Here is a 19327-nt window from a genome sequence, read left to right as displayed (position 1 = left end):
CCTTCTACGATTGCTGACGGAACAGCTGCTGCAGCCCGTCGGACGTGCGGTTGGCGATGTTGGAGGTCAGCTGGCAGCTGAACATGAACTCGTGGCAGCGCACGGTGAGACCGATCATCTCGCCGGGCGACACCGCCGCGCCCTTGGCTTCGGCGGCCTTGGCGTGTTCCGCCAGGCTGGAGGCCTGGCCGTTGACGACTTCCAGCTGCTCGAAAGCGCCCTTCATGGCCCCGCCCAGCGGCTCGACGCCGCCGACCGAGACCGGGTTGCTGGCGGCGGCGTGCATGGCGCCCTGGAACTGGACCGCGTCGGTGATCGACGCCCCGTAGGGCGCCTGGGTGACCTGGAACTCCGGCGCGACCAGAGCCCCGGCCGCGCTGGCGGCTTCGATGGACATGGCGGACCTCAGTTCTTGCGGGCCATAGTTTCCAGCGCGCGACCGACGCTGTCGACCGAGGTGGATTCCGAGTTGGCCATGAAGTTCATGCGCAGGCTCTCGGCCGTCAGCATGGCCATGGTCGAGGGCTTGTCCTCGCCGCCGACGCTGATCTGGTCCGACAGTTCGGTGATGCGGGTGGCCTGGGCGTCGAGCGTCTGACCCCAGGCGTGGGCCATGGCCTCGAACCACGAGCCCGGGCGGTTCTTGCTGTTGGAGCCGTTCAGGCCCGGGGCGATCGACAGCGAGCCGAAGCCGCCCATACCGAAGTTGTTCACGCTATCCGACATGACTTCATCTCCCTTGAAATCGTTGGGTTGGGTGGGGGTGTTCAAAACATGAGCTGGGTGGTGCGGCCGTCCTTCTCGACGGTGACGCTCTGGCTGGCGACCTGGACGATGCGGTCGCCGGTCGGCAGGACCGAGCCCGTGAAATAGCGGGCGCCGTCGGCCGTGGTGACGAAGCCGGCCTCGCCAGCGACAACCGAGACGACGCGCTTGCCTGGGCCGTCCTCGAACAGCTTGCCGGCCTTGTCCTCGCCCGGACGGCGCTCGATCTTCAAGGCTCGCAGGCCGCGGACATCGGTGCGCACGGTGCGCTCGATTTCGGCCACGCGGTCCGCCGAACCGGCGACCTCGACCCGCACGCCGGCCAGGCCCTCGGGTCGCGCCGCCGCCGGCAGGCCGCTGGCGGCGAAGACGTCCTCGACGCTTTTCGCCAGGCCCTCGCCGGTGACGACCTCGATCCGCGCCGGCAGGCGGCGGTTGTCGACGATCTGGTGCAGGCGCTCCTTGTCGCTCTCGCGCGGCAGCACCCCGCCGATCACCACCTTGCCCTCGGTCGGACTGTCCTTGACGGCCAGGCGGGCGAAGCCGTTCTGGCTCAGCATGTCGTGCACTCGGCTGGTGTCGGGACGGCGGGCGTCCCACAGCGGGGCGTTGGCGGCGGCGTAGGTCACGCAGCCCAGGGCGCCGCCGAACAACAGGATCGAGGCCGCGTGCGGCGTCTTGCGGACCATGGCCCCCGCCCGGCCCAGGATCGACCGCCAGCCGGCCAGCACCTCCAAGGCGCTGGACGCCATCGACGCCGGCATCGGCTCCTCGTCCTGATCGGCGTCGTCATTGTCGGCCCGCTGGCGCGCGCCCAGCAGACGCTCGGCCTCGCTCCAGCGTGGACTGTCGAGCGTCCCGACCGCCAAGGCGTTGTCGCCGATGACCAGCGGCAGATAGGCCGGCAGCATGGCCGTGCCCGGCGCGGCGACGGCGTGGCCCAGAAGCTCGATCTCGCCGGCCAGCACCTCGATCTCGGCCGAGGGCGAGGCCGGGGTCAGGCGCAGCTTTACGCCCTTGGCGCTGGGGTCGCGCAGGACCAAGTCGCAGTCCAGGTCGTGGCCGATGGTCACCGCCGTCCCCAGGTCCAGAGACGCCTGCGCGCCCTGGGCCCGGCCGGCCAGCACCTTCAGGACCAGGATCGGGCCAGCGTCGGCCAACGGTTCTTCGGCGGGATTGTCGTCGCGTTCGACGGTGGCGTTCTGGGCCAGCATGGGACGTCTCTCGCTTTACGGATTGGGGATGGGCTTCATCGACGCCGTCGAGGGAGGCGGCGGAGGCGGGGGTGGCGGTGCGACCGCGACAGGGGTCGAGCGGGTCTTGGTGGCCAGCGGCGGGGCGGGCGGCAGCGGCGCGTTCTCCACGCCCTGGACCGGCGCGTCGTAGCGCAGGCCGGCCGGGATCGCCCGGGGCTGCCCCACCGAGGCCAGGCGCGGGGTGATCAGGAACATCCGCTCGATGCGGCCGCTGCTGCGCGACTGCACCTTGAACAGGTTGCCCAGCACCGGAATGCCGCCCAGCACGGGGATCTTGCTGGTGTCACGGGTGTCGGACTGCACGGTCAGGCCGCCCAGCAGCATGCTCTGGCCCTCGGCGATCATCGCCTGGGTGTTCAGGGCAGCGCGGCGCACCACGGGGATGTTGTCGACGCGGTCGTTGGTCAGCGAGCCGTCCTCGATGCTGACCAGCATGCGGATGCGCGCGCCGTTCTCGTCGCGGGTCACGTGCGGGGTGACGCGCAGGGTCGTGCCGGCCGAGACGTTGAACAGGTCGACGTCGCGCTCACCGGCCAGGCGGACATAGAAGTCGCGGCTGTTCTCGAACACCGCCTCGATGTTTGACAGGGTCACGACCTGCGGACGCGAGACCACGCGGGCGACGCCCTCGGTCTCCAGAGCGTTCAGGCGGGCGGCGAAATAGTCGCCATTGCCGATGATGGTCGAGGCCACCAGGCCGGCCGCTGAGCGGGGCGAGGTCTGGCCGCGCACCAGGCCGCTGTCTTCCAGCCCGGGCGGGGCGTCGGGGCCGCGGCCGAACTGGACGCCGCCCCGGCCATCGTCGAAGCGCCAATTGATGCCCAGGTCGCGAGCCCGGCCGGTGTCGATGTCGATGATCGCCGCCTCGATCTCCAGCAGCTGCGGCTCGACATCCAGGGCGCGGACCAGCTCCTCGTAGGCGGGCATGCGCTCGGCGATGTCGCGAACGATGATGGCGTTGAGACGAGAGTCGGCCTGCACGCGCACCGGGTTCTGCGGCGCGAAGCTGCCGGTCTGCTCCGAGGCCAGCGGCAGGCCCAGAGTGCCGTTGGCGTTCTGGGTCGCGTCGAAATAGCCGGGACCGGAGGGGTTGGGCGACCCCAGGGTCGCCAGGCCCTGGCCGCGCAGGCCCTGCACCGCCGCCGGGATCGGGCTCTCGGTGCGGGCGCTGGAGCCGGCGCGCTCCTTGGGATCGGTGCTGACCAGCGAGCGGATGATCGAGGCCACGCCCGGGATCTGCACCTGCTTGGCGCCGACGCTCAGGCTGACGTCCTCGGCCCAGCCGTAGCGCAGGTAGAATACCCGGTACTGCAGGGTCGGCGAGATGGCTTCAGCTTGCGCCCCGCCCCGCGCCAGATCGTCGATCTGCTGCAGGAAGCGCGGCGTGCCGGTGGCCACCAGCAGGTCAGACGTGGTCCGCAGGCCGTTGCGGTCGTCCAGCAGGCCCAGCTGGCGGGCGCTGCGGTCGACCCGGCGCGCGGCCGAGCCCGACAGCGGGAAGCTGCGGTTGGAGATCTGGGCGGCGGTGTACACGTGCACCGCCGAGCCGTCGTAATAGGTGACCAGGTCGAAGGCCTTGGAGACGTCGGCCTGGATCTTCCCGGCCGGGCCGCGGAACAGGCCGTTGATGGTGCCGGTGACGCCCGGCGAGATCGAGACCGGCAGGCCCAGCTGGCTGTAGAAGGCTTGCAGGAACTGGGCGATCGGCTGCTCGCGGGCGGTCAGGTCGACGCTGCGTGCGCCGACCGGCGGTTCGCCGGCCTGGACGGCCGGCGCGGCCAGGCACACGCCGATCCAGGCTGCCGCGGCGAGCATGCCGCGACGGAAGGAAGACTTCGAGAGGTGCTCACGACGTTCGGTCATTCGATCTCCGGGGACGCTCAGGCGGCGGCGGGGGCGGCTTGGGAAGGACCATCGCTTTCGACGACGGTCAGGGTCTGAGGCGGCAGGCCGACGCGGCCGGCGACCTCGAGCTTCAGGCTGGGCAGCAGTTCGTGGAACGACAGGACGGCCAGGTCGAACAGCTCGGGCTCGATCAGCTTGCGGACATGTCGGCGCAGGTCGATCGCGGTCAGCAGCACCGTGACCTCGGCGTTGGTGGCCGTGACGGTGATGGTGTCGATGACGCGGCGGGCGACCTCGGGATCCAGGGCCAGCTGCTGGCCGGTCCCGCCGGTGCGGATGGCCTCCCGGATTTGCTGCTCCAGGGCCGGCTCCAGCACGATGGCGCGCAAGCGGCCGTCAGGGGCGTAGCGGTGGCAGATCTGCCGGCGCAGGGCGACGCGGGCGAACTCGGTGAGGGCGAAAGGGTCCTTCTCGCGCTGGCCAGCGTCGGCCAGGGATTCCAGCACGTCACGCATGTTGCGCAGCGGGATCTCTTCCTCGACCAGACGGCGCAGCACCTCGGCGATGCGGGCCAGCGGCAGGGCGCGGGCGGCTTCCTTGACGACTTCGGGATAGTCGCCGCCGGCGCGGGTCAGCAGGTTGCTGGCCTCCTGCACCCCGACGAACAGACCGGCGTTGCGGCGCAGGCTCTGGCCGACGGCTTCGCGCAGTTCGTTGATCTCGCCGGGATCAACCCAGGTCCCCTCGCCGATCGGCGCTTCGAAGGCCAACAGGCGCCAGCGGGTCTCGCCGGTCTCGGCGCCGTAGTGGACTGAAGCCTTGGGCAGGGCCACGCCCAGCCGCAGCTCGAACGCGTCCAGTACGTCCTCCAGAGTGCGGACCACTTCGGCGGTGTGGCGGACGCGGGCGCCCGAACCGTCCAGCTCCAGCAGCAGCGGCACCATCGGCTGGGCTTCCAGTGCGCGGGTGTGGGCGATGGCCGGGACGTCCTCGCGGGCGACCTCGCCGCGCAGGCCGGCGACGCGCTTGGCCAGGATGGCGCGCATCTTCACGTCCAGCAGCGCGCCGGTGACCAGGGCCACGCCGCCCAGGACCAGGAACACCGCGACCGGGAAGCCGGGCACCAGGGCCAGCAGCCAGCAGATCGCGCCGGCGACCAGGAACACGCGGGGCTTGGCGGCGAACTGCGAGCGGACCGCCTCGCCCAGGTGGCCGTCGCCCTCCTCGTCGGTGGTGCGAGTGACCAGCAGGCCGGCGGCCATGGCGCCCAGCAGGGCCGGGATCTGGGTGACCATGCCGTCGCCGATGGTCAGGATCGAGTACTTGTGGATGGCCGTGCCGAAGTCGAGGCCCTGCTGCAGCATGCCCACGGTCAGGCCGCCGATCAGGTTGATGACCACGATGATGATGCCGGCGACCGCGTCGCCTTTGACGAACTTCATCGCGCCGTCGAGGCTGCCGTGCAGCTTGCTTTCCATCTCCAGCGCCTTGCGGCGGCGGCGCGCCTCGTCCTTGTCGATCAGGCCCGAGCGCAGGTCGCTGTCGATCGACAGCTGCTTGCCGGGCATGGCGTCCAGGCTGAAGCGGGCGGCCACCTCGGCCACGCGCTCGGCGCCCTTGGCGATGACGATGAACTGCACGACGGTGATGATCAGGAACACCACCAGGCCGACCACCAGATTGCCGCCAGCGACCATCACCCCGAAGGTGTCGATGATGTGCCCGGCATGACCTTCCAGCAGGATCAGCCGGGTCGTGGCGATCGACAGGGCCAGTCGATACAGGGTCGTGATCAGCAGAAGACTGGGAAAGACCGAGAACTCGGTGATGGTCGAGATGTAGATCGACACCAGCAGCAGCATCACGCCGAAACAGATGTTGACCGCCACCAGGGCGTCCAGCGCCAGGGCGGGCAGCGGCAGGATCATCAGGCCGACGATCGCCACCACGCCACCGACCAGGAACAGGTCGCTGAAGCGGGACGCCAGGCCGCGGGCGGGCGCGACGCGGGCGCGCTTGAGATAGGTTTCGACGCTCATCGGGGGGCTCCGCCGTGGGCTACCAGGAACCTGCGGCGCGGAGGCCGCGGTAACGGTCCATGACGCTGACGACGTAGCCCTGCGTCTCGCGATACGGCGGGATCTTGCGGCCGTACTTCATGACCGCGCCCTCGCCGGCGTTGTAGGCCGCCAGGACCAGATCCAGGTTGTTGCCGAAGCGGCGCTGCAGGGTCTTCAGATAGGCCGCGCCGGTGCGCAGATTGGTCAGCGGGTCGTCCAGCTGCACCAGCGGATCGCTGACGCCCATCTGCTTGGCGGTGGCCGGCATCACCTGCATCAGGCCGCGCGCGCCCTTGGGCGAAACCGCCTTGGCGTTGCCGCGCGATTCCACGTGCATGACTGCGGCCAGGAAGCTGGGATCGATGTCGAAGTCGCGCCCGACGGCGGCGACGTGATCGGCGTAATTGACGCGCGCCGGCGCTCGCAGCGCCACCGGTTCGGTGGTCACGGCCGGCGTGTAGCGACCCGCTGAGATCACCTTGGTGACTTGGCCGGAGTCGTAAAGGCGGAGTTGTTCTGAGCCGACTTGCGACTTTGTTTCAGCGCTGCAATCCGCAAACGCCAAAGAGAACTTCTCGTTGAGCGGTTGAGTTGAGCTGAACTTCAGACCGCTGAAAGTCTCGCATTCATATGCGAGAGCAAAATATGGCGGAAACAAGATTACGCAATACGCTGACACACTCAGGCACAACTTGCGCATTAACTCGTCCCTATGTTATGCGCCCAGCCCGTATTCCCCAGCCTTGATAAGTCCTAACTTTCGAGTATCAATCCTGTCAACAGCTCAAGTAAGACTTTTTAAACGCTCCTTATACTGACACACCAAGGAAAATACTATGGTAGAGCTTGAAACTTCACCATGGAAACACTTTGAAATTCGGACAGATAAGCTCGCGCAAAACGATAGTCTGAGCAGCCTCGCACGGGTCTGATCGATGGCCGAAAAGAATGACTCCGGCGACCGGACAGAGAAGCCGACACCCAAGCGCCTGTCCGACGCCCGCAAGAAGGGCGACGTCGCCAAGAGCAAGGACCTGTCGTCCACGGTCACGCTGGGCGCCTGGCTGCTGGTGGGGCTGTGCCTGGGCGCGTTCGGGCTGCAGCGGCTGACCGCCCTGTTCGACCAGGTGCTGACCCTGACCGACCGCCCGTTCGAGGAAGCCTACGGCATTGCCGGCATGGCCGCCTTCCAGGCGCTGGTGCTGCTGTCGGCGGTGACCTTCCTGCCCGTGGCGATCGTTGGCACGGTCGCGGAGTTCCTGCAGGTCGGGCCGGTCTTCACGCTCGAGAAGATGACCCCCAAGCTGTCGCACATGAACCCCGGCGAGGGGCTCAAGCGCATGGTCAACATGGACAACCTGGTCGAGACGGCCAAGTCGCTGGCCAAGACCTTGCTGCTGCTGCTGATCTGCTGGCTGGTGGTCGTCGGCGACTTCGCGCAGCTGACCCGCCTGCCGGCCAACGAGCCGCGCGACGTGCTGCACGCCCTCTCCTCCACGACCTTCAAGCTGACGGCGTCCGCGGTGGCGGCGTTCCTGCTCGTCTCGGCCCTGGACCTCGTCTACCAAAAACACAGCTTTATCAAAAAGATGAAGATGAGCCGGCGTGACATCAAGCAGGAGATGAAGGACGCCGAGGGCGACCCGCACGTCCGCTCGCAACGGCGGCAGATGCACCAGGAATGGTCGCAGCAGAGCGCCACCCAGGCGGCCCGCGACGCCTCCGTCCTGGTGGTCAATCCGACCCACATCGCCTGCGCCTTGGCCTACGATCCCAGCCAGCACGCCGCGCCCGTTTTGCTAGGCAAGGGCGAGGGTCTGGTCGCCGCCGCCATGCGTCAAGCCGCGGAAGCGGAGGGCGTGCCGATCATCCGCAATGTCGAGCTGGCCCGCGCCCTGCGCGACAAGGCCGACATAGACGACATCGTGCCCCAGGACCTGTTCGCCGCCGTCGCCGAGGTGATCCTGTGGGCCCGCCGCGTGCGCGAGACCGCCGCCGAGGAGGCCGCTGAAGAGGCCGCCAAGGACGCGCCGCCCGCCGGTCCCACCTACCCCGCCCTGCCCGAGATGGCGGTCCGCCCCGCCGACCGCTCCGATACCGATTCCCCCGACAAGGAAGCTTGATGACCGCTCTGACCGCCCTGCTCGACCTCGCCACCGTCGGCGTCGCCTTGGCCATCGTCCTGGCCCTGGCGTTCTTCTCGCTGAAACTGCTCAAGCGCGCCCAGGCCGGAAAGCCTGGGGCCGGCGACGAGATCCGCTACGTCCGCGCCCTGCCCGTTGGCCCCCGCGAGCGGCTGACGGTGGTCGAGTATCGCGACGAGGTCCTGCTGCTGGGCGTCACCGCCGGCCAGATCACCATCATCGACCGCCGCCCACGTCCGGCCGAGGAGCCCGCTGCCGAGGAGCCCGCGCAACCGGTCTGGACCACGAAGGCCGCCGTTCCGGCCAACATCCGCCGTTTTCTAGGGAAAACCCTAGCTAGGGAATGACCCAACTTATGACGCCGCGCCCGAGGTGGTTGTCTGATCAGGCCGGGCAACGGAGCGACGTCTCCAAGCCCTCCGAGCAAACCGAACCCACGGAAAACAACGGAGTTTTGAGATGTCGTTCTTGAGCGGACTTGGCGGTAACCTCTTCAGCAGCGTCGCCAGCATCGCCCTGCAAGGCGCCCTGGGCGTCGCGACCGGCGGCGCTTCGCTGCTGGTCACCACGGCCCTGAAGGGCCTGATGATGTCGATCGGCGATCAGCTGCTGCAGAACATCGGCCAGAAGCTGGGCCTGCCGCAGCCGGTCATCGACCTGGCCCAGGCCACCTTCCACGCCGCCGCCGGCAACCCGGGCGGCGCGGTCCAGAACATCGGCGAGGCCAGCCAGGGCCTAGCCAGCGCCGCGGGCCTCGACCAGTTCGGCGCCGGCGAGATCGAGAGCAAGGCGTTCAACGTCCTCGATATGCTGCAGAACAACGTCCAGGAGAAGCTGGAGAACGGCTCCGACGAGGACGGCAACGTCCGCGGCAACGCCAAGACCCGTGCGGCGGGCGGTGCGGCCGGCGGCGAAAGCTTCCTGGTCCGCCTGGCCCTGGCGCTGGGCAAGGCCATCGACGCCAAGATGGACGAGCAACTCAAGATCGCCGGCGAGATCGACGAAGCCAAGAACGCCGCCAAGGACGGCGACAAGGGCGCCGACTCGCAGATCACCCAGCAGGGCGCCAAGCTCACCGCGCTGGGTCAGGAAATCACCATCCTCTCCAACGCCCTGAACACGGCGCTGAAGTCGATCGGCGAAAGTGTTTCGACCCTGGCCCGCAAGCAATAATCGCGGACCGGAAATTGGTTGTGGAAGGCGGCGGAGCAATCCGCCGCTTTCTGCGTTGCCAGCCAAGCATGGAAGAAGGACCCGACCTGATGATCCTGCGCTTTGCCCGTTTCCTGGCGCCCGCCGCCCTGTTGTTGGCCCTGCCCTTCGCCGCGCCGGTCGCCGCCCAGGACATGCCGACGGTGATGCCGAACAACTACGTGCTGTCCGACATCCTCAACAAGCAGAGGGTCGACTCGGCGATCAATTCGGGCCGCGGCGGCGGCAGCTATGGCCGGCAGCCCTCGCGCGCTGCGCCGCGCTATTCGTCCAATTCGCCGACCAGCCTGGTGGGTCGCCCTGGCGCGCCCAGCGGCCCGGCCCTGACCCAGACCACCTATCGCGCCTCGCCCGAGGTGAGCGCCCGCGTGCGTCGCCAGTTCGCCGACTGGATGGGCACGCAAGCCGGCCCCGAGGGCGGCCGCAAGATCGCCCAGGCCCTGGCCCAGCGCGACCCGGTCCGCAGCTGGGCCCAGATCGTCGGCGGCGACGGCCTGCGCCCCGGCGACACCGCCGACTCGATGGCCGCCTACTGGATCTTCAACTGGGTGATGGCCAACGGCGGCGACAGTAACCGCGCCCAGGCCCAGGCCGTGCGCAACCAGGTCAAGCCGATGATCGCCTCCAATCCCGGCTACGCCCGGCTGAACGAGGCCCAGCGCCAGGAGATGTCCGAGGTGCTGATGCTGAACTTCCTGATCCAGCATGCGGCCTATCTGGACGCCATGAAGCGCGGCGACCGCGCCACCGCCCGCCGCCTGGGCGACGCGGCCGTGACCCGCTTCCGCAACGAGATGGGCGTGGACCTGCGCCAGCTAACGCTGACGAACAACGGCTTCGTTCGCGGCTAGGGTGACAGCCGAAAGTGGGAACCGGTTTCGGCGCCCGTCACGCGCCGAAAAAGGGAGCCTAGGGTAATCCCCAATAGGCCGGGCTGTTGGCGGATCTCATGATCGATCGTCCCATCGCGGAGATCATCATGTCTTCCATCGACAGCATCCTGGCCGCCGGCGCGGCGCCGCCTGCCCTGGCGCCGGCCAAGCCGCTCGAGACCGCCCTGGCCCGCTTCGAGGCCACCGGCCGCCTCGACCTCACGGCCTTCTCGGAAGCCGCGCCGTCCGTCCTGCTCGAAGCGCTGTCGGGCCTGGCCCCGCAGCAGCGCGGCGCGCTGGAGCGCCTGCTCGGCGAGCAAGGCCTGCTAGGCAAGGACGGCCTCGTGGGCGGCACGGTCAGCGCGGTCGGCGAAACCGTCGCCCGCACCACCGACGCCGCCGTCGAGACCCCGACCGAACGCGAGTTCGAAGAGACCTCCGAGCACATCGAGGACTCGCGCCTCGATCAGCGCCTGGGCCAGCTGCGCGGCCAGGCGGATCTCGACTTCGTGCTGGCCCCGTTCAGCAAGCTGGATCGCCCGCCGGCCGAACTGGCCAGCGCCACCAGCGTCGCCGCCCCCACGCAGGACGACCGCCGCTAGGGTTTTCCCCAGCTAGGGATCATCCCACTGAACGCGCCGCGCGACCGTCGATAGGCTTTCCGCAAGATCGACACCGCCATCCAGGAGCATCCCCATGGCCGACGGTTCCAACTCCGTTTCGTCGTCGACGGACTCGTCGTCGAGCAACAGCTGCTCGGCGGCCTCGACCCCGTCGGCGGCCGACAAGGTCGACACCGCGGTCAGCCAGGTCCAGGACCTGACGCGTGAAGACGGCCTGCTAGGCACCAGCCGCAACGCCAACATGCAGAGCGTCGCCGACACGATCGGCGACCTGTCGCCAGCCGAGCTGGACGCTACCGTCTCCAAGCTCAGCGACGCCGACCTCAAGGGCTTGGCCGAAGACATCAACGCTGGCGGCGTCCTGGGCGCCCAGGGCCTGACGGCCGACGAGAAGCACGACGTGTTCAACGACCTGGCCGCCGGCCTGTCGGGCGCGCAGCTGGGCCGGGTTTCCGAAGCCTTCAATAGCCGCGAGGACGTCGCCGCCCTGGCCGAGGCTGTCGCCACCTTCGCCACGCCGGAAGCCAAGGTCGGCTATGTCGAGGCCATGGCCAGCCGCACGACCGATGGCCTGAAGGGTGAAGTCGAGCGCAGCATGTTCGGCCTCGCCGGCTCGGTGACCTACAAGAGCGACGCCGAGGCCCTGGCCGTCGGCACGGTGCTGGGCAGCCTGCAAGGCGTCCATTTTGACACGGCCGTCTCGTCCCTGTCGAAGGCCGAGCTGGGCGCGGTGATGAAGTCATCGGCCGAGTTGACCACGAACCAGTCGCCCACGGGCGCGATGGCCAGTCACTATGACGTCGGCACGCTGACCGGCATCCTGAACGCGGCCGCCACCAGTCAGAACGCCTCGGTCAAGGCCAGCGTCTTCGCCCAGGGCGGTACGATGCTGGGCGAGATCGCCAACGCCGGCAGCGCCTTCTCGGTGAACTCCACCGCCGCCGCCGAGGCCGCCAAGGTCCGCGACAGTCTCCAGGGCCTGCTAGACACCGACGTCACCGGCGTCGTGCGCCAGCTGGAAACCGCCGACCGCTATGGCGGCGCCATGACCAGCTTCCTCACCGAGACCCTCAAGCAGGGCAAGCCCGGCGAGGCGGTCGTCGGCGGCTATGTCGCCAAGCTGCAGACCGGCAACGCCCTGAACGAAAACCCGATCACGCGCCTGGAAACCCAGGTCGGCGGCTATCACCGCAACGCCCAGGACCTGGGCTACTTCGCCGGCGCCGCCCAGGCGGCGGTGGACAAGGCCACCGCGTCCGAAAAGGCCAAGGCGGAGATGGTCGGCGGCATCTTCAAGTCCGCCGTGGGCTTGGCCACCGGTTCGGCCGGCCCGGTCGCGGGCGCGGCCATCGGCATGTACACCGACGCCCTGGTCAAGGACGGAGTCGCGGCCTATGCCGCCGGCACGGCCTCGCTGAAGGACACCTTCTTCGAGCTGTCCTTCCCGCACGACCCGACGACCAAGACCCCCTATGAGGGTCCGGCCGAGGGCGACTACGACACCGCCCTGGGCCGCGTGCTGGACGGCCAGCGCTGAGGACCTTGCAGACGCAGCCATTGGCCTGTTCCGGGCGTTCCCCGGAGCGGGCCGAACGCGCGTCGGCGCCCTGGAGACGCCGATGCTTCTGAAGTGGATCGCCGCCATGACCGTGCTAACCGTCGTCGCCTGCTCGCCCGCCACGACCGCCGCGCCGCCGGCTCCGCCCGCCCAGGCGCAGTTGCTGGCCGAGCCCGGCGCGCACGACCGCCGCCTGGATGTCGTCGTGTCGGAGTTCCGCGACGCCCTGGAGCCGGCCCACGGCAAGCTGGACGTCGTCGCCTATCGCCTGCCCGCGAGCGCGACCTGGAACGAGGTCGCCGGCCACTACCAGACGGGCCTGTCGTCCTGGCAGCCCGAGCCGGCCCTGCCCGCGCATATCCGCGCCGCCGACGCTCGCGCCTGGAAGCGCCCCGGCGCAGTCATCGCCATCGCCGTGATCGAGACGCCCGTCCCCGGCGAGCAGCTGGACTACAAGATCCTGGCCGTCGCCACGAAAAGAAACAGCGCCGGCTCGTAAGCCGGCGCTGTAGGGGGAGAGCCTAGTACTTGTAGCGGATGCCGACCCGGTAGTTCGGGCCGCTGCCGCCGTAGGACAGCACGACCGGATCGCTGAACGTGAAGCGCTCGGCCATCTCGTCGGTGATGTTCAGCGCCTCGAAGGTGATGCTGATCTGCTTGGTCGGCTGGTAGCGCATCGAGAAGTCGACGTTCATGGTCGAACGATTGCCGTCGAACTCGTTGATCAGCGGACCGTCGCACGCCGCACCATTGGGCTGCAGGCCCGGATCGCAGGTGCCTGCGCTGATCGGGTACTTGGTGTAGTACTCGTCACGCTGGGCGGCCGAGATGCGCGCGTTGAACTTCTCGGTCTCGTAGTAGAGCGTGAAGTTCAGACCCTTGGGCGAGGCGCCCAGCCACGGACCGGTGCCGTAGGTCGGCGCCTTGGTGACCACGCCCGTACCGGCCGTGACCGCCCCCGGATCCAGGATGTAGGTCAGCTTGGTGTCCAGCTTGGTCATGTTGAACTGGATGCCCAAGTTCTTGAAGTACCAAGGCAGGAAGGTCAGGTCCTGCTGGAAGTTGAACTCCCAGCCCTGCAGATAGCCGCCCGGCGCGTCGCGGACCTGACGGGCCAGCATCGGGTTGTCGGCATCGATATAGGCGCGACGGAAGATGTCGCCGCCGGTCTCGCCGGGGAACTGCAGCTTCAGCTGGGCGATGGCTTCCGCGTCCAGGAAGGTCGACAGCGGGGCCTCGTAGAACACCGTCTGCGGGAAGCTGTCGATGTCCTTGCGGAAGTAGCCCAGGCTGATCAGGCCACCCTCGTTGAAGTACCACTCGGCGGCGACGTCGAAGGCCTTGCCGCGGAACGGCGACAGCTTGGTGTTGCCCACCGTCAGCGAGCCGCCGGTGACGTTGCCGTCGCCCGGGATGCTGATGCCGGTGATGGCCGGCGACAGGTTGCCCAGCAGCGGACGCGCCATGACCTTGGCGGCGGCGACGCGGATGTAGAGGTTATCCCACGCCTCCCAGGTCAGGTTCGCCGACGGCAGGGTGTCGGTGTAGTTGTTCTCGCCGGTGATGCGACGGCCGGCGGTCGTCTCGCCCACCGCGAAGACGTCGGTCTTGGCCTGGCGCACCCCGACGTTGCCGAACAGGCGGCGACCGCCCCAGACGTCGTAGCTGAAGCCGAACTGCAGGTAATAGGACAGGTTTTTCTCGTCGACCTCGAACGAGGCCGAGCGGTTGCGCTTCCGAGTGATGCGGAAGTCGCCGAACTTGTTGATGCAGTTGCAGTCGAAGCCGAAGACGCTGCTGAACGCTTCCAGGTTGGGCGTGAAGAAGCTGGTCACCGAGCCGGCCGGCACGTCCAGGCCCTGGCCGAAGTCGATGACCTGGCCCAGCGAGGCGATGCTGACCTTGGCCTCCTTCTCGGTCGGGTTCAGCAGGTCGTTGTTGCGCTCGTACTGGTCGGTCGAGAACCCGAACTCGCGCTTGGTGATCCCGGCCTTGATCGTCCAGTGATCGTCCAGCTGATAGGTCAGGTCGATCTTGCCGCCCTTGTAGTCGTTGACCGTGTTGCGCTCGTAATTGCGCATGGCCGAGAAGCCCTTGACGATGCCCCACTTGTTCGGGTCGGCGGCGTTGAAGCCCGGATCGAACTTCGGCATCCCCGACAGGCCGCGCGAGTCGAAGATGAAGGGCTCGGCCGCGTCCATGTAGTTGAACTCGACCAGGGTGCCCTGGTTCTTGTTCTCCGAGCGCGACGCGCCGACCGAGAACTGCCCCTTCAGCTTGTCGCTGAACTCGTGGTCCAGATTGACCGACACCTGGCGGAAGTCGGTGGTGTAGGCGCCGCGGTCGGCGGCCGATCGCCAGTCGACATTGCCCAGTTTCAGGTACTCGGCGTTCTGGCCAACGACCTCGGCGTCCAGCAGCTTGACCGCCGGGCGGCCGATCAGCGAGCCGCGGAACGGCAGGCTGGATGCGGGACCGAGATAACCAGGCGAATTGCGGTTGGTGTAGTACTCGTAGACGTCCAGATTGTTGGGGTTGTAGCTGAACGTGTAGCCCGCCAGCGGCGCGGTGCCGTTCAGCGACTGGCCACAGTCCTGGCCGGGATTCAGGTCGGTCTCGTCGGCATAGGTGCAGCCACCGGGATACAGCGCGCGACGCTGAGCCTCGGTCATGGCCGAGCCACCAGGAACCGCCGCCGTGGGGACGTTGCCGCCGTACTGATAGCTGGCGTTGGTGTTGTTGCGGTTCAGGCCGACCGGCGAGATCTGGTAGTTGGTGCTGACGCTGTCGAACTTCGAATAGAGCCCATCGATCGACACGCGCGTGCGAGAACTGACCTCGAACTGAATGGCGGCGGTCAGGCCCAGACGCTCGGTCTCGACATTGCGCTGGTTCAGCGACGGCAGGGCCGGGAAGCGGATCAGCGAGTTGTTGCAGCCCGGGCTGGTCGGCGTCAGCGTCGCGATCGACTGTGCCGCCGCGGCCGCGCAGCCCGGATAGAGCTTGGCGTAAGCCGCCGGGTCCGAGCCGGTCATCGCCGCATAGGCTTCGGGATTGGCCAGCGGATTGTAGTAGTTGGCCGGATTGACCTTGTAGGCGTCCAGGGCCGAGCCCGTCAGGGTGGTCGGGATCAGGGCGCTGAAGACGGTGCCGGTCGGGGCGGCGAAGCCGGCGCGGCCGGGCAGTTCGTCGCCGGTCCAGGTGCTGCCGCGATAGGTGTAGTCGGCCGAGCCGCCACCGCGGCCATAGCTGTCGTCCTCGGAATTGCGCTTGGCGTAGGCGGCCGAGACCAGCGTCCCCAGCCGACCGTCGAACCAGCGCTTGGAGGCCAAGCCCGTGATGCGCGGGCTGTGCTTCTTGCCATTGCGATAATAGGAGTCCTCGGCCGACAGGGCGAAGGCCTCGTTCTTGTAGTCGAACGGGCGGCCGGTGATCAGGTCGACCGTGGCGCCCAGCGAGCCTTCATCGGCCTCGGCCGACGAGGATTTGCGCACCCGCACCGAGCTGAAGAGTTCGGAGGCGAAGGCGTTGAAGTCGAAGGCGCGCGAACGGTTCGGGCTGCCGCCGGCGTCGTTGGCGGCGCCGGTCGACAGAGCTTCCATGTTGTTGATGCGGACGCGGCTGAAATCGCCGGAGAGGCCGCGCACGCTGATGGTCCGGCCTTCGCCGTTGTCGCGGTCAATCGAGATGCCGGGCAAGCGCTGCAGCGACTCCGCCAGGTTCGAGTCCGGGAAGTCCGCCATGTCCTCGGCGTTGATGGCGTCCATGATGACGTCGGCGTTTTTCTTGACGTTCAGGGCGCTGCGCAGCGAGGCGCGATAACCCGTGACGACCACCTCGCTGACGGTGTCGCCATCAGCCGTCTTTACTGGCTCGGTCGCCTGCGCGGCGGCGAGACCGGGAGCCGCGGCCACGAAGGCGGCGGCTGATATACCGGCGAGCAGGGTCGTCCGCCGGAGATGGCGTTGAATCGTAGTCATTATTTCCTCCCCAAGAGTTTGGTCTGGCGGGGCGCGGTGTTGTTTTTGTCCGCGCCCCTGGTCTTGCGTGGCTAGTTGGCGAGCGCCTTTCTGCCGGTGATCGTGAGGTCGGCGCGGACGCCGGCGGGTTGCTCAAGGCCTGGCCGCGAGAGCGGCTGGCCGCCGCCGATCCACAGCTGGGCCGCGCCGGGCTCGACGCTGCGCTGGCCGGCCTGGTCGACGGTCGAGAAGGCGTCGGCCTCGAGCTCGAAGGTCACGGTCTTGGTCTCGCCGGCCTTCAGCGACACGCGCTGGAATCCCTTCAGCGCGCGGGCCGGAGCGCCGACCACGCCGGGACGGGTGACGTAGAGCTGGACGACCTCGTCGCCGTCACGCACGCCAGCATTGGTGACGGGCGCGGTGACCTTCACGCGCTGGCCTGCCGCGACCGAGCGCGCCAGGGCCGGCTTGCCGTACGAAAAGCGGGTGTAGGACAGGCCGTAGCCGAACGGGTACAGCGCCTCGCCGCCGAAATAGCGGTAGGTGCGACCGGCCATGCCGTAGTCCTTGAACGGCGGCAGTTGGTCGGCCGAGCGATAGACGGTGACCGGCAGGCGGCCCGAGGGGCTGAAGTCGCCGGCGATCAGGCTAGCGATGGCCGCGCCGCCCTCCCCGCCCGGATACCAGGCCTCGATCACCGCCGGCAGGGTCTTGTCGGCCCAGTTGCTGCTGATCGCGCCGCCGTTCATCAGCACCAGGATCGTGGGCTTGCCCAGGGCGTGCGCGCTTTCCAGCAGCTTCTGTTGCGGGGCCGGCAGGTCCAGGCTGGTGCGGTCACCGCCGGCGAAGCCCTGGGCGTGGACGCTCATCTCCTCGCCCTCGACCCGGGCGGTCAGGCCGCCTGCGAAGATCACCAGATCGGCGTCCTTGACGATGGCCAGGGCCGCGTCGCCGTCGTCGGCCGGCTGGTTCCAGATCAGGCCTTGCGTGCCGCGCTCGCTGTCCTGGCGGGCCTCGATGGTGATGGCGTAGGTCTTGCCGGCCGTCAGATTGACCGACTTGCCCATCGAGGGGTCGATGGTGGCGTGCCAGAAGTCGGCCAGGGTCTGGCCGTCGACCTTGATGCGCCAACCGCCGTCGCCGGTCAGGGTGAAGCCGTGCGGCCCGGTCTGTCCCGCCTTGACGAAGCCGCTCCAGCGGATCGAGCCCTTGCGCATCTCGCGCGTCGGCCAGCCCCAGCGGAACTTGGCGTTGGTGTCGGTGCGGACCTGCGGCGTGCCCGCCAGATCCAGGTTGCCGAAGTCCTCGACCTTCAGACCCGGGGTCGCGCAGGCCGCGTCCTGGCAGAAGATGGCGTCGGGTGTTGGCGTGCTGGCCGGACCGATCAGGCCCGTGCCCGGCACGTGGGTGATCTTGGCGTCGGGGTAGCGAGCGCGGATGCCGGCCAGCACGGTGATCGGCTTGGACGGCGTCCCGGCATAGTTGCCGATCAGGGCGTCGACGCTGTCGGCATTGGGACCGATCACGGCGATCGACTTCGGCGCGGCCTTCAGCGGCAGCAGACCGTCGTTCTTCAACAGCACCAGCGAGGCCTGGGCCGTGCGCAGGTTGAGGGCGCGGTGGGCCGGGGTGTCGTTGTCGGCGGCGGTGATCTTGCCCCACGGCCCGCTGGTCGGCGGATCCATCAGGCCCAGGCGATAGCGGATCTCGAACAGGCGGTTCAGGGCGACGTCAACCTCGGCCTCGGTCGCCAGGCCCGTGCGGACGGCCTCGACGATGGCCGGGGCCTCGACGCCCAGCTTGCCGCCGAAGTCGCAGGCCACGTCCGTGCCCGCCTTCAGCGCGACGGCGAAGGCCTCGGCCGGGGTCTTCCGGTAGTTATGCGCCTTGGGCAGATAGATGTCGGCCATCGCCCCGCAGTCGGTGACCACATGGCCCTTGAAGCCCCAGTCACGGCGCAGGCGCTGGTTCAGAAGGGCGTCGCTGGCGCAGGCCGGCACACCGTCGACGGCGTTGTAGGCGCACATCACCGACTCGACCTTGGCCCGCGTCACCAGCGTCTTGAACGCCGGCATGTAGGTGTCTTCCAGGTCGTGGCGCGAGGGATGGATATCCTCGAAGTGACGGTCGGCCTCGGGGCCGCTGTGCACGGCGTAGTGCTTGGCCTGGGCGGCGACCTTGGGATGGGCCAGGTCCGGGCCCTGCAGGCCCTCGACGAAGGCCACGCCCATCTCGGCGGTCAGGTGCGGATCCTCGCCGTAGGTCTCCTGGCCCCGGCCCCAGCGCGGGTCGCGGAAGATGTTGATGTTGGGCGACCAGATGGTCAGGCCGCGATACTGGGCGGTCGAGCCGTCGGGCCCGACTTTGTCGACGTACTTGGCGCGGAACTCGGTGCTGATGACGTCGCCGACCTGGCCGATCAGCTTGGCGTCGAAGGTCGCCGCCAGGCCCACTGCCTGCGGGAACACGGTCGCCTCGCCGGCGCGAGCCACGCCGTGCAAGCCCTCGTTCCACCAGTTGTAGGCCGGCACCGACAGGCGCGGAATGGCCGGGGCGACGTGGCGCAGCTGGGCGGCCTTCTCCTCCAGCGTCATGCGCGAGATGAGGTCGGCGGCGCGCTGGGCCGAAGAAAGCTTGGCGTTCTTGAACGCCTCTTGCGACCAGGCCGGCGTAGCCAACGCCAGGCTCACGGCCGTGGAGACCCCCAGAAGTACGCGAAGGTCACGCATCACGATTGTCCTGACTGTTGTTGAGGTCCCGCACCAACTGGCGGTCGGGACGGAAGAGAAGGGTGCGTTCGCCGCCCAGCGCCTGGGCCTGGCCGCTCACCGGATTGACCAGCGCGTAGGGCCGTGTCTGGCGGACGCTGATGTGGCCGATATTCGGAACCTCGAGACTTTGCCCCTCGAGCAAGGCGTCGCGCATCCGGCGCAGCAGCGACTGGACCAGCACGTCGCACAGCTCGCGATCGAGCATGCGCGTCACGTCTGCCAAGGGCTGCACGAACTGACCGTCGACGCGCACCGCGACCTT

General features: G+C 68.4%; 16 protein-coding genes. 7 read left to right on the top strand and 9 right to left on the bottom strand.

Annotated features, from left to right (window positions below):
- Positions 1-4 precede the first annotated feature (4 nt).
- From ABDW31_RS07375 to ABDW31_RS07350, 6 genes are read right to left on the bottom strand one after another with little or no spacing between them, the layout of a single operon-like run.
- Entirely contained in the window at positions 5-397 is a 393-nt protein-coding gene (locus ABDW31_RS07375; RefSeq protein WP_184717854.1) for a hypothetical protein, read from the bottom strand.
- A gap of 8 nt (positions 398-405) precedes the next feature.
- Complete coding sequence (locus ABDW31_RS07370; RefSeq protein ID WP_184717852.1) at positions 406-726, bottom strand: hypothetical protein; 321 nt, start codon at positions 724-726, stop codon at positions 406-408.
- A gap of 41 nt (positions 727-767) precedes the next feature.
- Entirely contained in the window at positions 768-1979 is a 1212-nt protein-coding gene (locus ABDW31_RS07365; RefSeq protein WP_184717850.1) for a hypothetical protein, read from the bottom strand.
- Positions 1980-1994: 15 nt separating this feature from the next.
- The gene (gene sctC, locus ABDW31_RS07360; protein WP_184717848.1) at positions 1995-3884 is read right to left on the bottom strand and encodes a type III secretion system outer membrane ring subunit SctC; all 1890 of its coding nucleotides are present in this window, start codon (positions 3882-3884) and stop codon (positions 1995-1997) included.
- 17 nt (positions 3885-3901) lie between these two features.
- On the bottom strand, positions 3902-5905 hold the full coding sequence (locus ABDW31_RS07355; protein ID WP_184717846.1) for a flagellar biosynthesis protein FlhA: 2004 nt from the start codon (positions 5903-5905) through the stop codon (positions 3902-3904).
- A gap of 19 nt (positions 5906-5924) precedes the next feature.
- Positions 5925-6404 (bottom strand): lytic transglycosylase domain-containing protein, encoded by a 480-nt coding sequence (locus ABDW31_RS07350; RefSeq protein WP_221444647.1) that lies wholly within the window; start codon positions 6402-6404, stop codon positions 5925-5927.
- A gap of 457 nt (positions 6405-6861) precedes the next feature.
- Here ABDW31_RS07350 and ABDW31_RS07345 point away from each other — a divergent pair, with 457 nt between their 5' ends.
- From ABDW31_RS07345 to ABDW31_RS07315, 7 genes are all read left to right on the top strand, one after another.
- Positions 6862-8049 (top strand): EscU/YscU/HrcU family type III secretion system export apparatus switch protein, encoded by a 1188-nt coding sequence (locus ABDW31_RS07345; RefSeq protein ID WP_184717842.1) that lies wholly within the window; start codon positions 6862-6864, stop codon positions 8047-8049.
- Positions 8049-8417, top strand: a complete 369-nt coding sequence (gene fliO / locus ABDW31_RS07340; protein WP_184717841.1) for a flagellar biosynthetic protein FliO — start codon at positions 8049-8051, stop codon at positions 8415-8417. Before ABDW31_RS07345 ends, fliO begins: the two co-directional genes overlap by 1 nt.
- A gap of 112 nt (positions 8418-8529) precedes the next feature.
- Positions 8530-9243 (top strand): hypothetical protein, encoded by a 714-nt coding sequence (locus tag ABDW31_RS07335; RefSeq protein ID WP_184717839.1) that lies wholly within the window; start codon positions 8530-8532, stop codon positions 9241-9243.
- A gap of 89 nt (positions 9244-9332) precedes the next feature.
- The gene (locus ABDW31_RS07330; protein WP_184717837.1) at positions 9333-10133 is read left to right on the top strand and encodes a DUF6683 family protein; all 801 of its coding nucleotides are present in this window, start codon (positions 9333-9335) and stop codon (positions 10131-10133) included.
- Positions 10134-10231: 98 nt separating this feature from the next.
- A complete protein-coding gene (locus ABDW31_RS07325) occupies positions 10232-10756 on the top strand; it encodes a hypothetical protein (protein ID WP_343698454.1) in 525 nt (174 codons plus the stop codon).
- Between the two features lie 94 nt (positions 10757-10850).
- Positions 10851-12314 (top strand): hypothetical protein, encoded by a 1464-nt coding sequence (locus tag ABDW31_RS07320; protein ID WP_184717834.1) that lies wholly within the window; start codon positions 10851-10853, stop codon positions 12312-12314.
- A gap of 82 nt (positions 12315-12396) precedes the next feature.
- Entirely contained in the window at positions 12397-12834 is a 438-nt protein-coding gene (locus ABDW31_RS07315; protein ID WP_184717832.1) for a hypothetical protein, read from the top strand.
- 22 nt (positions 12835-12856) lie between these two features.
- Here ABDW31_RS07315 and ABDW31_RS07310 read toward each other — a convergent pair whose 3' ends face one another.
- From ABDW31_RS07310 to ABDW31_RS07300, 3 genes are all read right to left on the bottom strand, one after another.
- Positions 12857-16315, bottom strand: a complete 3459-nt coding sequence (locus tag ABDW31_RS07310; protein WP_184717830.1) for a TonB-dependent receptor — start codon at positions 16313-16315, stop codon at positions 12857-12859.
- Positions 16316-16386: 71 nt separating this feature from the next.
- Positions 16387-19023: a glycoside hydrolase family 3 C-terminal domain-containing protein gene (locus ABDW31_RS07305; protein ID WP_184717828.1), complete on the bottom strand. Its 2637-nt coding sequence runs from the start codon at positions 19021-19023 to the stop codon at positions 16387-16389.
- Complete coding sequence (locus ABDW31_RS07300; RefSeq protein ID WP_184717826.1) at positions 19016-19318, bottom strand: HU family DNA-binding protein; 303 nt, start codon at positions 19316-19318, stop codon at positions 19016-19018. Before ABDW31_RS07300 ends, ABDW31_RS07305 begins: the two co-directional genes overlap by 8 nt.
- Between the last annotated feature and the right edge of the window lie 9 nt (positions 19319-19327).

Origin of the sequence: Caulobacter sp. (assembly GCF_039596335.1) — a bacterium.
Classification (GTDB): Bacteria; Pseudomonadota; Alphaproteobacteria; order Caulobacterales; family Caulobacteraceae; genus Caulobacter.
The sequence above is the reverse complement of the archived record's forward strand: the minus strand, read 5'-3'. Positions and strand labels throughout refer to the sequence as shown.

What these genes read in the sequence shown, in the direction of transcription:
- ABDW31_RS07345 (WP_184717842.1), top strand. Translation starts at nt 6,862, where the DNA reads ATGGCCGAAAAGAATGACTCCGGCGACCGGACAGAGAAGCCGACACCC.
- ABDW31_RS07305 (WP_184717828.1), bottom strand. Translation starts at nt 19,023, where the DNA reads ATGCGTGACCTTCGCGTACTTCTGGGGGTCTCCACGGCCGTGAGCCTG.
- ABDW31_RS07355 (WP_184717846.1), bottom strand. Translation starts at nt 5,905, where the DNA reads ATGAGCGTCGAAACCTATCTCAAGCGCGCCCGCGTCGCGCCCGCCCGC.
- sctC (WP_184717848.1), bottom strand. Translation starts at nt 3,884, where the DNA reads ATGACCGAACGTCGTGAGCACCTCTCGAAGTCTTCCTTCCGTCGCGGC.
- ABDW31_RS07370 (WP_184717852.1), bottom strand. Translation starts at nt 726, where the DNA reads ATGTCGGATAGCGTGAACAACTTCGGTATGGGCGGCTTCGGCTCGCTG.
- ABDW31_RS07365 (WP_184717850.1), bottom strand. Translation starts at nt 1,979, where the DNA reads ATGCTGGCCCAGAACGCCACCGTCGAACGCGACGACAATCCCGCCGAA.
- fliO (WP_184717841.1), top strand. Translation starts at nt 8,049, where the DNA reads ATGACCGCTCTGACCGCCCTGCTCGACCTCGCCACCGTCGGCGTCGCC.
- ABDW31_RS07325 (WP_343698454.1), top strand. Translation starts at nt 10,232, where the DNA reads ATGATCGATCGTCCCATCGCGGAGATCATCATGTCTTCCATCGACAGC.
- ABDW31_RS07310 (WP_184717830.1), bottom strand. Translation starts at nt 16,315, where the DNA reads ATGACTACGATTCAACGCCATCTCCGGCGGACGACCCTGCTCGCCGGT.
- ABDW31_RS07330 (WP_184717837.1), top strand. Translation starts at nt 9,333, where the DNA reads ATGATCCTGCGCTTTGCCCGTTTCCTGGCGCCCGCCGCCCTGTTGTTG.
- ABDW31_RS07375 (WP_184717854.1), bottom strand. Translation starts at nt 397, where the DNA reads ATGTCCATCGAAGCCGCCAGCGCGGCCGGGGCTCTGGTCGCGCCGGAG.
- ABDW31_RS07315 (WP_184717832.1), top strand. Translation starts at nt 12,397, where the DNA reads ATGCTTCTGAAGTGGATCGCCGCCATGACCGTGCTAACCGTCGTCGCC.
- ABDW31_RS07320 (WP_184717834.1), top strand. Translation starts at nt 10,851, where the DNA reads ATGGCCGACGGTTCCAACTCCGTTTCGTCGTCGACGGACTCGTCGTCG.
- ABDW31_RS07335 (WP_184717839.1), top strand. Translation starts at nt 8,530, where the DNA reads ATGTCGTTCTTGAGCGGACTTGGCGGTAACCTCTTCAGCAGCGTCGCC.